The sequence below is a fragment of the Parabacteroides sp. PF5-9 genome, from assembly GCF_029893105.1.
Classification (GTDB): Bacteria; Bacteroidota; Bacteroidia; order Bacteroidales; family Tannerellaceae; genus JARXWG01.
In genome coordinates this window covers 74,923-89,861 of record NZ_JARXWG010000010.1, presented here as the reverse complement: position 1 = coordinate 89,861, position 14,939 = coordinate 74,923, and the positions used below count along the sequence as shown (strand labels likewise).

Below are 14,939 nucleotides of genomic sequence, written 5' to 3'. Positions count from 1 at the left end.
TGACAGAATGAAAAAGTTATTGGATAGTATCCACATATTCCTTTTAGGTGTGATCACTTTTTTTGTGCAAAGTTGTATAAATGACGATCTGTCTCCATGCGATTTCAATGTACAATTGAAGATTCATTACGACCCATATCATTATATCGATCCGATTACTCAGGCCGCTCAAACAGAAAGGGTCAATTCGTTGTCTGTTTTCATTTTTGACCAGGAAGGTCTTCTGATGAACCGAATCGATAAGAATCTTTCTATTGAATCCAATGAATTAGTGATGGATATTCTACTGGAAGATCCCGGAGTCTATCAATTTGTGGTATGGGGCAATTTAGATGAAGATCAGTATCATATTTCGGCTTGCGAAAAACAAAAAAGCCGGATATACAATACGACAATGCAGGTCAAAGCCAATGAAAATGATCTCGTTCCAAATCGGTTAAGTAAACTGTTTTACGGTGCGACTCCTCTAACACAAATAGGATTAGACCATCAACAGGTTCTTGAGATGACTTTAGAGAAATTTTCAACCGACATCCACATTATTCTCAATGGCATAGAAAAAGAAAAGCAACCTTCTTTTTTGATCCGTCGATTGAGTAATATCTATTACTTCAATAATACATATGTGCATGACCGATTATTAAGTTATTTCCCGGAGAATACCGATAGCTCAGCCCCTGATCATATCATAACAGGAAGCTTCACATTAGTCAAACTCAGAAATACTTCAAATGCTGATTTTACAATCTATACTGACAACAACAGAACGGCAATCTACCAGGCTGATTTAATCGAAGAGTTAATCAACCGATTTAAAGCGCTTGATTTCAATACGAATCATACGTTTACGATTGAATTCATCTTTAACGAAACAAACACGCCTGTAAGTATTAAAGTCAATGGTTGGGAAATCACCGAGGAGGTTGAACAATAAAACCGATCTGTGGAATAGAGTTCCATTGGATAATGTATGGACACATTGATTACGTCGAATGAAACGTATAATATACATAACTGCTATTTTTTTACTGTTTTGTAGCTGTTCTTTTGAGGAAAACGAGATTATTCCCAACGGAAATAATCGTGAAAAATTTATTGCTGAAATGAGTCTATTCTCTTCGGTCTCAGACCTGCAGACAAAAAGCGATGAAACAAGTATTCAAGATGTCGTTTTGTTTGTTTTTGAGAATAATCAGTACAAATACATCACTTCCGGAAAAAAACTCTCCACGCAAAATAATAAAACGAGTTTTCAGGCTATTCTCTACGAAACAACAACGCCGTCAGAAATTGTACTCATAGCCAATGCTGAAGAAGAGATCGAACAGTTGAACTTCAATCTGAATATATCTAAAAATGAACTTGTCGCATTATTAACTAAAACCTATCCTGCTGCGGGTATATATACCCATTTCCCGATGTGGGGAGAAATGAGCCTTCCTGACGGTATTACGCAATCAGCCATTGAATCGCAACAGAGTATAGAGGTGTTGCGTGCTATCGCCCGGGTTGATATACATACAACAGATGTTGCCCAGACATTTACGTTACAAACGGTTCAGGCGTTTCGGGTCTCTCAGACGATACAAATGATACCGACTCCTGCAAATGTTACGCAAGGAAAAGTGACTGCTCCCAGCGTCCCATCAAATAGTTTGACAAATACAAATGCGAAGACAGTCAATCAAGCTCATACAGCGACACTGTATTTGCCCGAATCAATCGGATTCCCTGTAACTCAGGAGGCGTATGTCACAGAGGCCAGCTGCATCGTTATCGGAGGAGAATACAACAACAACACCCGCTATTACCGCCTGAATCTCGGTAAAGAACAGATCGGACAAATCCTGCGTAACTACCATTACCAGATCAGGGTGAAAAAAATTTACGGACCGGGTTATCCGACACCTGAAGCTGCCTCCTTATCTGCTGACGCTTTTATGGAAGTTGAGTTGATCGAATGGGAAGAGTATGAAACCTATGTGGAATGGAGTGGCCGTTTCTTTTTAGGGGTCTCCACCCGCCATTTGCAGCTAAAAGGGAACAGCGGTACATCGGATAATATTCAACTCACCACAAACATCGACGACTATTCGTTGTATTGGGTGAATAGCCAGGGAGAAGAAGCCGGTGAAATTACAACCATCTCCAATGATGCCCATTTTAGTGTAACATTCGATCGTCACGCAAATCAGATACATATAGAAACACGCAATAATTACCCATCAGGAGGCCCTAATCCGGAAAGTAAAATACGGATAAAAACAAGCCGGATTACGGTGGATGTTTTATTGGAACAACTGCCGGAAGAGAGTGGGGGAGGAAACACGGAAAAAGGGTATATTCGTGTTTTATCCTGGAATTTAAGCGAGGGCAGTTTAGGGAACAATAGTGGAAATGTAGATGTGTTATCACAAGGATTATCCCATATCCTTAAAAATACGAGTAATTTTGGCCCGAACGGTACAGTAAAAACAAAAGGGTTTCTCTTCTATGGTTCAAATTCACAATCGCATCTTCAAAAAAAAGAGGATTTGGAACCTTATGATGTTATTTTTCTAAATCCTGCAGGGACACAGCTTGACGATAAATATTCGACTATGATTTATGACTGGTTAACCCTGTATCCGAACAAAGTTCTTTTTGTCGGATATTATGGTAGTATAAATCAGAATGAGATGTTAGGAAAACTGGGTATAGTGAATGGAGTTAATATTGATTGGAATTATGCTCTTCCGAATATTCTCTATTATTATTTAAACAGTAATGCTGATTTGAGTTATTTTACAAACGACGGCCCTTTTTCCTCCGGGTCTCCAATAGGTGCCAGTTTCAAATTTAGACGGTATGACAACAGTGCAGGGATAAAACTCTCATACAGTACGATCACCTCTAACCCTATTACACCGCTATTGTTACGGGAGAAAAAAAATGCATCGACTGATATTTTATTAGGGATAGACTTCAACCGGAATGTTGTTTATTGCGGAGATATCGGAATATTTGCTTTAGGAAGTAATGGAAGTACCAATGGAGAATATTTAACCAGCACAAACGGCAGTATTAACAACGACGCGGCTAAATTAGTTGCTAATCTCTGGGCATGGATCGTAGGACGAGTTTACGGAGAACATTAAACCTCCTTTTTGATGGAATCCCGAAGAACAAGTAGGCTTTCGGGTCCCATATTAAAAAGCAGATCGACTATACTCAAATGGGGTATAAAACCATGTTTGCCGGCAAACACCTGATAGTAGGGTTTTAAAACAAACGTACTGTCTTCAATCGGATGTTTCGGACGGATTCCTTCGCGGTAATCATTCGGGACATCCGGCTGGTACTCTTTGGTGTAAACTACATCCGGCTGAATATCCAGTAAACGACAAATAACGATCCGTAACTCCTCATTAAAATCAAAAAGGAAATCCTGTTTTTTTTCGTAGAAAGGGGCGAACTCTTCTTCGTAATATTCAAAAAAAGGAGTCGTCTGGTAGGCCGATACCAATGCATTCCAATGAAGATGCCTCCAATTGCCATGCTCCGAAATACGGATGTCTTTGGTGAGGCATTTGGGTGTATCTGGTTTGACAATAGGTATAGACAAAGATAATGATCCGTTTGCCGCTGCGATTGTACACCGGTTGCGATAGGTCTGTTTCAGATAATTTTCAGCCGTTTCTATCCGGATCTCCGTAAAATGAAACAGTTTGGAATAATACTGTATAGGCGCCAGGTAAGCCGTAGAAAGATAGACCGGATCAGCCATTTAATAAACAAATTTAAACTGATTTTTCTTATCTTTACTGTACCAGCAAAACCAGACGTTCCCTACAATTAAATCTTCAGGAACAAACCCCAATTGCCTGGAGTCTATCGCTTCATTCGGATTATCCGACAACAACCAATAATAGTCCTGTTCAAACAGGAAATAAGGCATTTCTTTGTTGTTTATATACAGTAGGCCGTCTTTGAAAACAGCTTTGCCGTTTGTTTCTGCCAGAATGATCTCACGACAAGCGATAAGTGCAGCTTCATTTAATCGATAAGGTTTACCTTTTTGAGGAACAACCAACGAATAAGCCTCCGACTGATCTTCCACCAATTCCATATCCAGACCTTCGGGTAACTCTTCGCGAATCAGATACTCCTCAAAAGTTGTTAAGGTAAACGTATACCCATAAGGTATCTGATTCATTTTCTTTTGAGTGATTTCCAACTGGCTCATTATTTTCTCCAGTTGCTCTCTGTCGGATCGTTTAATGTAAAATGTATTCAGTGATAAAGGGGAACGGGGGATCGGTTTGCCGTTGACCTGATACCCTCTCGGACTAATCCGGATTGTATCACCGGGCAAACCGATACATCGGCTGACAAACAACGGTCTTTTAACGGCATCCTGACTCAACGGACTCCGGAAAAGCACCACTCTGTTCCGACCCGGGTTATCCGGCAAGGAAAGTTTATTGACCAACACATAATCACCTTTGTGTAATGCCTCTTCCATCGATTCGGTGGATATCCGGTAAGAGCCGATGCAGCAATGACGAATAAGCATAACACAGCCGATTACCAGCAGTATTATTGCCGGCCATTTCCACAGGTGTAATATCTTTTGTTTATCATTCATTAATCAGTATGTACCATACGAAACATACGGTTCCAGCGGATCTTTCCGTCAAACAGACCACGGTCTTTGTCTAAAGAGAGCCAGATTAGAATCGGTTTCCCGACGACATGGTCTTCCGGCACAAATCCCCAGGAACGGCTATCCGCACTTTTATGACGGTTATCACCCATCATAAAATAATAATCGTATTTAAAGGTATAAGTTGTTTCCGCTTGCCCGTTAATATATACGGTTCCATTCTTTATCTCCAAGGCATTGTTCTCATAATTTTTGATACAACGCGCATAGACAGCCAAATTAAATTCATTCAGTTCAATCGTAGCCCCTTTCTTTGGAATCCATATCGGTCCGTAATTATCACGATCCCATCCGGTTTTATAACCTATCGGATAATAGAAACTTCGATAAATGGCATCCGACGATATCACGACTTTACGAACAATAGGTAGTTTCTGAACAATAGCCAAAGCCTCCTGGGTTAAAGGAATGTGGTATACCGGATTGTATTGTCGATGTACATTTTGTTCGAAACCAAAATAGGCAAGTACGTCAGGGTCTGATTCAATAAGACGGTCTTCTTTACTGATATTTAATAAACGGAACTGCTCTTCCGTCAATGGCGAACCATCTGTCTCTACATAATAATTCAACTGCATTGTTTCAGGATTTATGGCTGGTTGTCCATCGATATATACCTGATTCTCGATAATCTGTAGAGTATCCCCAGGCATTCCGATACAACGTTTGACATAATTCTCCCGCTTATCTACCGGTCGATACATCACTTCGCCAAAAGTGGCCTTGTCCAAATGAATCCGTTCACGTCCGTACATATAACACCATGTATAATAGTCGGGATTCTGCTGATATAAGGCGATCGTATCTCCGGCAGGAAAATTAAACACGACGATATCATTCCGTTTGATTTGTCCGGTTCCTTTTACCCGTTTATAGTCCCATAGAGGCCATTCCAAATAGGATTTGGTATTCAGTAGGGGCAATGTGTTTTGTACCAGTGGAAAAGATAGAGGGGTATTCGGTACACGCGGACCATAACTCAATTTACTTACAAAAAGATAGTCGCCCACCAATAACGTTTTCTCTAAAGAGGAACTAGGTATCTGATAATTCTGAAAAACAAAAATGTTGATCAGATAGACTGCAATTAATGCAAAAAGAATATCATCAACCCATTCCAATACATGTTTTACCTGTGGGTTCTTTGAACGTTTCCAAGCTCCCCAAGGGATATATTTAGTCAGGAATATATCTACCAAGACAATGACTCCCAGTAACAGCCACAGATTTTGCATCCATATGGAAAAAAGGATATAAAGGATGGCGGCAATACTGAATTTAATCCACTGTTTTTTCTCTATCTTCTTCATAAATTACGTTGTATTAAAACTTAAACAGATCTTCCATAGTTAGAAAGCCCTTTTTTCCAGCTGTGAATTCGGCAGCAACAATCGCTCCTAATGCAAGGCCGGTACGACTTTTTGCGTTATGTTTGATGCTGATTTCATCAACAGTCGATTCATATACGACTTCATGAATGCCCGGAATTTCTCCTTCACGAACAGCATGGATCAGCAAATCGTCTTTACTTTCGGCATGCTCCAACGCCCAGTTCTTTTTCCGATCTAATTCTTCTATAACACCTTCTGCCAAAGTGATTGCAGTTCCACTTGGGGCATCCAGCTTATGTATATGATGTGTCTCGGTTATACTGACATCATAAGAAGGGAATTTATTCATGATTTTAGCCAGCATCTTATTTAAAGTAAAAAATATATTGGCGCCAATACTAAAATTGGAAGCATAAAAGAATGTTTTTCCCTCATGCCGACACATATGTTTCACTTCCTCCAGATGTTCAAGCCATCCGGTGGTTCCCGAAACAACCGGAATACCAGCCTCAAAACAACTCATATAGTTCCCAAAAGCGGTGGAAGGAACAGTGAATTCAATGGCTACATCCGCACTTTTAAACGCTTCCGAACGAAAGTCGTCTGTATTATTAATATCTATGATTGAGACTATTTCATGTCCTCTATCCACGGCAATCTGTTCAATTGTTTTGCCCATCTTACCATAACCTATTAATGCAATCTTCATATATAATTATTGATTTCGAATCGTTTTATCCCAGATAATCAACTAAGAATGCCGCAAATATACAGAAAATGAATTAGATTTGTGTATAAGAATCTTAACTCTGAAAGAATTATGGAACGTTTATTACATTATGTTTGGAAATACAAACTTTATCCTTCCCAGGAATTAACGACCACGCTCGGTATTCCTTTCACAGTGATCGACCCAGGTTTACCCAACACAGACGCCGGCCCCGATTTCTTTAATGCAAAGATCAAGATAAACGATACCATCTGGGCAGGATGTATTGAAATACATGAAAATGCATCGGATTGGTACCGTCACCACCATGATATCAATAAAGCATATGATTCGGTGATACTTCATGTAACCGGACACGACGATTCAGAGGTGTATCGCACAAACGGAGAACAAATCCCACAGGCCGTATTACCGGTTTCCGAAACTATCCGGCGCAATATCGAATGGCTTTTACATCAAGACAAACCTATCCCTTGTCTAAGTGTCATAAAAGAGATTGATTCTTTTTATTTATCTGGCTGGCTGGATGCACTCCGTAGTGAACGTCTGGAACGGAAAATGCAGGATATCTTTCATTTGTTGGAGCAGTATAGTGATGATTGGAATGAAGTCTTTTACATCATATTAACCCGAAACTTCGGGTTTGGAGTAAATAGTGATGCGTTCGAATGGCTGGCCAGAAGTTTACCTTTACGATGTATTTTAAAGCAGCGAAACAGTCATTCGCAAGTGGAAGCCTTATTGTTCGGTCAGGCCGGATTGTTGGAGGATGAAGAAAATTGTTATTATTACCGTTTGCTTCAACGTGAATATCGTTTTCTTCGGAAAAAATTCAATTTAACTCCTTTGGAACAGTCGCTATTCAAAAACTTACGGATTCGTCCCGGCAACTTCCCACACGTCAAAATCGCACAATTAGCAACCATTCTGATGCAGCACGACACCCTGTTCTCAGCTCTTCTTGAAGCCTCTACTCCCCGGGAGATCAAAGATTATTTTCGTGTACATCCGTCGGATTATTGGAAAAGACATTATCATTTCAAAAACTTCTCGCCGGAAAATGAAAAGAAGATCAGTGAAAATATGCTGAATATTTTATTGATAAATACCGTTATCCCAATGTTTTTCAGTTGGGGAAGAAAGAAAAACCGTCCGGAGTACTGCGACCGGGCTATCCGCCTGTTGGAGAGTATTCCGCCCGAGAGAAACAGTATTATAACCACCTTTACACAGGCCGGTATTTCTGTGCATAATGCAGGAGATACGCAGGCGCTTATTCAATTGAAACGCGAATATTGTGAGAAAAAGAAATGTCTCTATTGCCGTATCGGTTTCAGATTTTTAAAACGGTGTATACCCGTTTCTTCCTGAACAATTAGGATGCGAAGATCGATTAATAGGCTTATCTCACGATGAATCACAGGATTTTTCCCTATTTTTGTCCATTCGTTTAGTAATAGACAATTAAATGGTAAATAAAAAGGTCAGATATAGTGTATTAGGTTTGATGGGCGTGTTGATTTTAGCCGTATATTCCTGTGCCAGCGTAGGTACTCCCAACGGTGGACCATACGATGAGACCCCTCCTAAATTTGTGTCCAGTACCCCGGCTCCTAACCAGACAAATTATACTCATTCGCGGATTGAAATAATGTTTGACGAGTTGATTCAACTCGATAGACCTTCCGAGAATGTGATTGTCACCCCTCCTCAGAAAAGTTTACCGATTATTCGTGCCTCCGGGCGAAAGATACTTGTTGAATTAAAAGACACCTTACAGGAGAAGACTACCTATACCTTGGATTTTACGAACTCTATTGCCGATAATAATGAAAAGAACATCCTGGAGAATTTTACTTTCGCTTTTTCTACCGGAGAAGTAATCGACTCCTTGGAGGTTTCGGGTATTTTGTTGAATGCGGAAAACCTGGAACCGATGCCGGGGATAACAATCGGTTTACATCGAAATCTGGAAGATTCGGCATTTACGAATGAACCATTTCTCCGGACTTCGCGCACCAATGACCGTGGACAATTCACTATCCGGAATATTGCTCCCGGCACATACCGCATCTATGGTCTTAATGATGTAAACCGCGATTATCTGTTCGATCAACCCGGTGAAGATATTGCTTTCTGTGATTCGCTGATTGTGCCGACTTTTGAGTTTACCACACGTCAGGATACGACTTGGGTGGATACATTAACGATAGATACCATCCAAACAGTTGCGTATACACGCTTTATGCCGGATGATATCCGGCTCTTCCTGTTTAAAGAGAAGTTTGCACGGCAATATATCTTACGTCCGGAACGTAGTCAGGAGAATATGTTTATATTGCGTTTTAATGCACCACTTGATACAATACCGACTCCAGTTCCTCTCAATTTCGAACCGGCAGACAGTAGTTGGTTTTATGTACAGACAGCAGATGAGATGGCTACACTCAATTTCTGGATCACCGATTCAACTGTCTGGACGCAGGATACGCTACAGGTTGAATTAACATATCCCCGAAGTGATTCTTTAAATATTCTTCAACCACAAACCGATACTTTACAGCTTGTCATGCGTCGCAGTAATGCAGAACGCAGAAGAGGAAAAAAAGATGAACCCGAAGAAATCAGCTTATTGGGTATGAACATTAGACCCTCCGGATCTGTTAATAACTACGATACGGTATTTATCGCTTTCGATGAACCGGTACTCGAACTGGAGAAAACACAACTCTTTCTGGAGCAGAAAGTCGATACGTTATGGAACACAGTTGATTTCGAGTTACATCACGATTCGGTTAACGCGCTCAGATATTACATCTTACGCCCTTGGAAATATGATGAAGAATACAAATTGGAGATCGATTCGGCAACGATTTTCAGTGTGTATGGAAAATGGAATAATAAATATTCCGGTTCATTTAAAATAAAGAGTGAGGAAGAGTATGGACATTTATATATCAACATTATAGGAGTAGACAGTACCGCTTTGGTTGAATTGTTGGATAACAATGATGTCGTAGTCAGAAAAGCTCCGATAAAAGACGGAGGAGTCCTCTTTTTGGATCTGAAGCCGAATAAATATTATGCCCGTATCATTCTGGATACGAATAAGAACGGGAAATGGGATACTGGGAATTATGCGGAAAAATTACAACCGGAAACGGTTTATTATTACCCTAAATTCTTTGAAATACCTCTTAACTGGCAGGTGGAAGAGACATGGAATGTATTGGACACCCCTATCGAGAGACAAAAACCTCTTGATATCACTAAAAATAAACCAAAAGAAGCAACAAAACCGAAAAGAGATTATCGGGATGAAGGAAGATCACAACAATCATCAAGAAGCTCAGGCAGCGCGATGGGATTACCGTTTTAATCAATTGATATGCATAGTTGTCTTTGTTTTTTCTGGACTTATACAAAGCCTAAATGCACAATGTCTCCCCCATACTACTTTGTTTAAAAGTGGTGAATACATCAAATATGATATCTATTATAAATGGGGGTTGTTAACCCCTAAAGCTGGTGAAGCAGAGTTGAATATCAATCAGGCAACTTATGAAAATTCACCGGCATGGCATTATCGTATCCGGATAAATACTGCCGGAATTGCTGAAACATTTTATAAAGTGCGTGATACAATCGACAACTATTACTCGTTAGGGAAACCGCTTCTGCTTTATAGTTCGAAACGAACAAATGAAGGGGGCTATTATCAAATTGAGAATATTACTTTTTCCTATAAAGAAAAAAATGCTTCGGCACACGTTTTTCGCCGTTCAGCTTCATCCGTGAAAATCGATACCATGATGTATGCCCAGGAGTGTCTGTATGATATTTTGGGTACTACCGTGCATTTACGCGGCCTCGATGTCGAGAACCTGCAACAAGGGCAAGAATTCCCACTCCAGGTGGCTATGGGGCGCAGTTTGATTAATGTAAGTTATCGCTACGAAGGCCAGCAAATTGTGGAACGTGGAAATGTCAAATACAGTACCCGTCTGTTTTATGTGGATATCTATGATGAAGCATTCACGACCAGTAAAGAATCAGCTGAAATCTGGTTGGGTAATGATGACAATCAGATCCCGGTTAAGATCAGAGCCAAACTCCGCATAGGAGCAATGGAAGCTTATTATAACACCTCTTCAGGACTTCGTTATCCGTTAGATAGCAGGATCGTACTCAAAAAATAAGATTTTGTTGATCTGTTTTCTTCGTAATGAAACAATTTCTATGTTGAATATAGTTGTATCTTTGTTACAGTTCAGCGAATAAATAATATATGAAAAACAACAGCTTCTCTTTTCGCAAGCGATTAAAAAGTTTTCGTTATGCCTTCAATGGTATCGGTTTACTATTCAAGCAGGAGCATAATAGTTGGATTCATTGTTTTGCGGCTATCTGTGCCATTATTGCCGGCCTATTACTCGATATCTCGAACATCGAATGGGTGGCTGTTGCTGTTGTGATAGGTATGGTATTGAGCGCTGAGGCCATGAACTCAGCCATAGAACTTATTTGCGATTATATCTGTCCCGAATACCACCATCAAATGAAACAGATCAAAGACTTAGCAGCAGCAGCAGTCTTATTCACAGCTATAATAGCTGCAGTTGTCGGACTCATTATTTTTATACCGAAGCTTATTCCGTACTTTTCCTGATTTTTTTCAGAACGTGATGACCGTATGTTTTCGCTTTTGTATGTATATTGCAGCAAAATTTCATACTGAGAAAAACATTAAAAAATGAACTTAAAAAACAGTATCCCTATTCTGTCGATTATTTGTTTTGTTCTTTTCTGCTCCTCCTGCAAATATACACCGCAGACGAATTTGCCGGAAAATGTTCAAACAGAAATAACCGAAAATCACAGACTGTTAAAAGGTTCACAATTATTTCTGATCTATCCTGACAGTTATCAACCGATTTATCATGTGGCCACCAGCAATGACGAAGATAACTGGATCGGACTTTGGAAGAATGATTCAACCTACCTGGACGTCTCCGAGTTGAACGGGTATGCGTTTAAGGATCAGAAAGAATCACTGTTCGACACGCTTACCGAAGAGGGAAGACCTTTTGATAAATTCCATCCATTTCATCTTAACGGCAATGAAGCCTATTATTTAGAAGTTCCTTTTGTCTTTGATGAATCGTTGACAGAGTTTTTCTTACTGACGGGCGACGATGAGAATGTACTCTATCTAAGAGCGATGTGTGCCTCCGGTGATCTCGAATCGATCAACGAATTAAGAGCGATATTATACTCATCCTATTACGGTAAAGGACTGCAAGACATTCAATCAGTTCCCATCCGTGTTGAATCCGATTCAACAATTTTGGATTATGAATTTATCGGTATGCAAAGTATTCTTTAAACGTCTGAAACAAAAACAAAGAAACGATTGTTTTATAAATAAGTATGAACCATTAAATTTTCGAACAAATGAAACAGTATGTATGCGATGTATGTGGATACATCTACAATCCGGCAGAAGGAGATCCGGACAGTGGTATAATGCCAGGGACAGCATTTGAAGATATTCCGGACGATTGGGTTTGTCCGCTTTGCGGAGTAGGTAAAGAAGATTTCTCTCCGGTAGATTAACATTATAAAGATACTATTCCTGCTCCAAGCCGGATTCGGTTTGTGAGGTACATAGAAGGAAAATAATTACCCCGGGTAAGTCATGTAAAAATTGCTTATCCGGGGTATGTGTGTTGATAGTCATCCAGTAGCCCTGTTCCATCGTTTGGTTTTCGAAGAATCGGCGAACTTTTTCTACGCTATCCTATAGAGATAAAACATGATTCAGACTGTTTTTCTGTAAGATTCTGTCCCTTTATTTGTTATACCTACCTCTGTTTTCTGTTAGAGGTACGTCTAAAACAATTTAGAGGTACCTCTAAATCCGTTTAGAGGTAGGTGTAAAACAATTTAGAGGTACCTCTAACAGAAAAGTGTTCAAAATATTTTAAATAAACCGACAGGGACGTTGTGGTTTTTGTTTTCTATTCTTATGTTCGGACAAGAGATCCGGATTAACTTTGTATTTGTCATATGCACATCGATGTATTTATTGATAATTATTTACTAAATTGCCGACGGTAAATAGGTAAACCGATGATTATCGCTAACCCGAATGTTCGGAAAACTCTACTGATAATAAACGACTTGATGTTTATTGATACTAACTTGATAAAAACAAATGCGTATGACTAAGACTCTGTTAATAGCCCTTCTGCTATTATGTAGTGTTGTCGGTTGCAAAAAGCAAACAGCGCCTCCGACGCCACAAAATCCTTTAAAAATTACTTTTGAGAGCCAATATGAGGTGGCAGGGCAAAAGTTTAGTTTGAAAGACCTTGGATTGGAATCTTCCGATTCGTGGGATAAGTACCAGTATCTTGAGCTGGAAATGCGTGCATCGTCACCACAACGGTTCCAGATCGGTTTCAATACCGATTGGGGGTATAACGAACTTCGGGTAATGCCTTATGCGGTCGGTACATGGTCGCGTCTTTGTATTCCTTTGCGGTTGTATCGGGAAAAACCCCGGCCATCACACGATCTTGCCTCGTATAATAATATTCCGTTTAATATGGGATGGTATAATCTGGGGGATGCGGCACGAGGTCCATTAACCGGTGTAGACTGGGTGGGTATCCGTATGCATGCTCCGATCGGTGATCCAACACTTGAAATACGTTCGATTCGTTTCAGTGAAACGGGACCGAATGATGCCTATTTGGGAACCGAACCTCTGATTGATGAGTTTGGTCAATGGAACCTTGGGAATTATGACGGTAAAGTCTCTTCTTTGGAAGAATTGCAACAAGCCTGGAAAAAAGAGGCGGAAACAATCCAACCCGGTGATTTCAATTATTCCAGATTCGGCGGTTACAAACAGGCGCGAATTGATAACGGAACGGGCTATTTCAGGGTAAAGAAAATCGACGGCCGTTGGTGGTTTGTCGATCCGGAAGGGTATCTGTTTTTATCCGTTGCGGTAGACTGTATTCGTCCCGGAGGTGGTACCGATGTGAAAATGCTGGATCAACGGTCTGGTGTTTATAAAGAGATTCCTCCGAAAGTGTTGGGGCATTTATCGAATAATACCTCTTTTGGCAACTGGAACCTGGCCAGAAGATACGGTCAGGAGAACTGGATCGAGGGTTGGGCCAATATGGCTATTAAGCGTATGGAAGCTTGGGGGATTAATACGATAGCGAACTGGTCGGATCGGTATATTATCAATAAGAATGAAAAACCATTTATGCTTCAGTTAGGAGGAATCAATCCGGGTGGAGGTATCCTTGGTCTGCCGAATGTCTATGCACCGGATTTTGCGCAGAAAATAGATGAAGTAATTCAAAAACAGGTTACTCCGTACAAAGAGAATCCTTGGTTGATCGGTTGGTTTACAGGGAACGAGCCGGCATGGCTCGGCGAGGAGGTTAGATTGGCCGACCTGATTATGGAGCATGGTGATGACTATTTTAAAGGAGCAATAAATAAACACCTGGCAACAGGCGATACGCCGGAAAAACGGAAAGAATTTGCCTATAATACGCTTCGTATCTATCTGGAGACGGTAGATAAAGCGTTGGAAAAATATGACCCGCACCATTTGCATATTGGATTGCGATTGGGTAATTCCACTATTCCGGCTGATCAGATTCTGGATATCTGTAAGGATGTATATGATGTATATAGTTTTAATAGTTATTCGCTTACTCCAAGTAAAGAGTATATGGACTATATCTCTAATCGGACAGACCTGCCAATGATCATCGGTGAGTTCCATTTCGGAACAACAGACCGCGGTATGGCGCAATCATTATGGCAAGTGGATAATCAGAAGGAGAGGGGAGTGGCTTACCGGTATTATGTCGAAAATGGGTATGCGCATCCGGCCTTAATTGGTGCTGCTTATTTCCAATGGTGTGATCAGTCGACCACAGGCCGTACATTGGATGGTGAAAATTATAATTGCGGTATTGTGGATGTCGTGGATCTGCCTTATGTCGATCAGGTAGAAGCGATGATCGAATCAGCGAAACGATTGTATGGTATTCATATGGGAGAGATTCAACCTGTGACAGACCTGCCCAAACGACCGAGGGGATACGGACTTATCCCGAATAAGTGGAACGAATAAACG

General features: G+C 40.5%; 13 protein-coding genes. 9 read left to right on the top strand and 4 right to left on the bottom strand.

Annotated features, from left to right (window positions below; all coding sequences use genetic code 11):
• The first annotated feature begins 7 nt into the window (after nucleotides 1-7).
• Together M2135_RS07620 and M2135_RS07615 are read left to right on the top strand one after the other, a co-directional pair.
• Entirely contained in the window at nucleotides 8-934 is a 927-nt protein-coding gene (locus tag M2135_RS07620; RefSeq protein WP_280747932.1) for a FimB/Mfa2 family fimbrial subunit, read from the top strand.
• Between the two features lie 58 nt (nucleotides 935-992).
• Nucleotides 993-3,137 (top strand): hypothetical protein, encoded by a 2,145-nt coding sequence (locus M2135_RS07615; RefSeq protein ID WP_280747931.1) that lies wholly within the window; start codon nucleotides 993-995, stop codon nucleotides 3,135-3,137.
• Here the strand turns inward: M2135_RS07615 and M2135_RS07610 are convergent.
• The 4 genes from M2135_RS07610 to dapB are packed head-to-tail and all read right to left on the bottom strand — an operon-like array spanning nucleotide 3,134 to nucleotide 6,745.
• Entirely contained in the window at nucleotides 3,134-3,766 is a 633-nt protein-coding gene (locus M2135_RS07610) for a WbqC family protein (protein WP_280747930.1), read from the bottom strand. The genes M2135_RS07615 and M2135_RS07610 overlap by 4 nt on opposite strands.
• Entirely contained in the window at nucleotides 3,767-4,627 is an 861-nt protein-coding gene (gene lepB, locus M2135_RS07605; RefSeq protein ID WP_280747929.1) for a signal peptidase I, read from the bottom strand. It lies immediately after the preceding gene.
• Complete coding sequence (locus M2135_RS07600; RefSeq protein ID WP_280747928.1) at nucleotides 4,627-6,015, bottom strand: S26 family signal peptidase; 1,389 nt, start codon at nucleotides 6,013-6,015, stop codon at nucleotides 4,627-4,629. Before M2135_RS07600 ends, lepB begins: the two co-directional genes overlap by 1 nt.
• A gap of 13 nt (nucleotides 6,016-6,028) precedes the next feature.
• The gene (gene dapB, locus M2135_RS07595; protein ID WP_280747927.1) at nucleotides 6,029-6,745 is read right to left on the bottom strand and encodes a 4-hydroxy-tetrahydrodipicolinate reductase; all 717 of its coding nucleotides are present in this window, start codon (nucleotides 6,743-6,745) and stop codon (nucleotides 6,029-6,031) included.
• Nucleotides 6,746-6,856: 111 nt separating this feature from the next.
• Between dapB and M2135_RS07590 the strand changes: the two genes are divergently transcribed.
• From M2135_RS07590 to M2135_RS07560, 7 genes are all read left to right on the top strand, one after another.
• Nucleotides 6,857-8,137: a DUF2851 family protein gene (locus tag M2135_RS07590; RefSeq protein ID WP_280747926.1), complete on the top strand. Its 1,281-nt coding sequence runs from the start codon at nucleotides 6,857-6,859 to the stop codon at nucleotides 8,135-8,137.
• A gap of 97 nt (nucleotides 8,138-8,234) precedes the next feature.
• Nucleotides 8,235-10,145, top strand: a complete 1,911-nt coding sequence (locus M2135_RS07585; protein WP_280747925.1) for an Ig-like domain-containing protein — start codon at nucleotides 8,235-8,237, stop codon at nucleotides 10,143-10,145.
• Nucleotides 10,084-10,965 carry a DUF3108 domain-containing protein gene (locus M2135_RS07580; RefSeq protein WP_280747924.1) on the top strand — a complete coding sequence of 294 codons (882 nt, stop codon included), beginning with the start codon at nucleotides 10,084-10,086 and terminating at the stop codon, nucleotides 10,963-10,965. Before M2135_RS07585 ends, M2135_RS07580 begins: the two co-directional genes overlap by 62 nt.
• 89 nt (nucleotides 10,966-11,054) lie before the next feature.
• The gene (locus M2135_RS07575) at nucleotides 11,055-11,435 is read left to right on the top strand and encodes a diacylglycerol kinase family protein (protein WP_280747923.1); all 381 of its coding nucleotides are present in this window, start codon (nucleotides 11,055-11,057) and stop codon (nucleotides 11,433-11,435) included.
• An 84-nt stretch (nucleotides 11,436-11,519) separates the two neighbouring features.
• A complete protein-coding gene (locus M2135_RS07570; protein ID WP_280747922.1) occupies nucleotides 11,520-12,152 on the top strand; it encodes a hypothetical protein in 633 nt (210 codons plus the stop codon).
• Nucleotides 12,153-12,220: 68 nt separating this feature from the next.
• On the top strand, nucleotides 12,221-12,382 hold the full coding sequence (gene rd, locus M2135_RS07565; protein WP_280747921.1) for a rubredoxin: 162 nt from the start codon (nucleotides 12,221-12,223) through the stop codon (nucleotides 12,380-12,382).
• A 607-nt stretch (nucleotides 12,383-12,989) separates the two neighbouring features.
• The gene (locus M2135_RS07560) at nucleotides 12,990-14,936 is read left to right on the top strand and encodes a hypothetical protein (RefSeq protein WP_280747920.1); all 1,947 of its coding nucleotides are present in this window, start codon (nucleotides 12,990-12,992) and stop codon (nucleotides 14,934-14,936) included.
• The last annotated feature ends 3 nt before the right edge of the window (nucleotides 14,937-14,939 follow it).

Bases quoted from the DNA above. Each gene is read 5' to 3' on its own strand.
- M2135_RS07600 (WP_280747928.1), bottom strand. From the start codon at position 6,015: ATGAAGAAGATAGAGAAAAAACAGTGGATTAAATTCAGTATTGCCGCC.
- M2135_RS07580 (WP_280747924.1), top strand. From the start codon at position 10,084: ATGAAGGAAGATCACAACAATCATCAAGAAGCTCAGGCAGCGCGATGG.
- M2135_RS07585 (WP_280747925.1), top strand. From the start codon at position 8,235: ATGGTAAATAAAAAGGTCAGATATAGTGTATTAGGTTTGATGGGCGTG.
- lepB (WP_280747929.1), bottom strand. From the start codon at position 4,627: ATGAATGATAAACAAAAGATATTACACCTGTGGAAATGGCCGGCAATA.
- M2135_RS07620 (WP_280747932.1), top strand. From the start codon at position 8: ATGAAAAAGTTATTGGATAGTATCCACATATTCCTTTTAGGTGTGATC.
- M2135_RS07560 (WP_280747920.1), top strand. From the start codon at position 12,990: ATGACTAAGACTCTGTTAATAGCCCTTCTGCTATTATGTAGTGTTGTC.
- M2135_RS07590 (WP_280747926.1), top strand. From the start codon at position 6,857: ATGGAACGTTTATTACATTATGTTTGGAAATACAAACTTTATCCTTCC.
- M2135_RS07570 (WP_280747922.1), top strand. From the start codon at position 11,520: ATGAACTTAAAAAACAGTATCCCTATTCTGTCGATTATTTGTTTTGTT.
- M2135_RS07610 (WP_280747930.1), bottom strand. From the start codon at position 3,766: ATGGCTGATCCGGTCTATCTTTCTACGGCTTACCTGGCGCCTATACAG.
- dapB (WP_280747927.1), bottom strand. From the start codon at position 6,745: ATGAAGATTGCATTAATAGGTTATGGTAAGATGGGCAAAACAATTGAA.
- M2135_RS07615 (WP_280747931.1), top strand. From the start codon at position 993: ATGAAACGTATAATATACATAACTGCTATTTTTTTACTGTTTTGTAGC.
- M2135_RS07575 (WP_280747923.1), top strand. From the start codon at position 11,055: ATGAAAAACAACAGCTTCTCTTTTCGCAAGCGATTAAAAAGTTTTCGT.
- rd (WP_280747921.1), top strand. From the start codon at position 12,221: ATGAAACAGTATGTATGCGATGTATGTGGATACATCTACAATCCGGCA.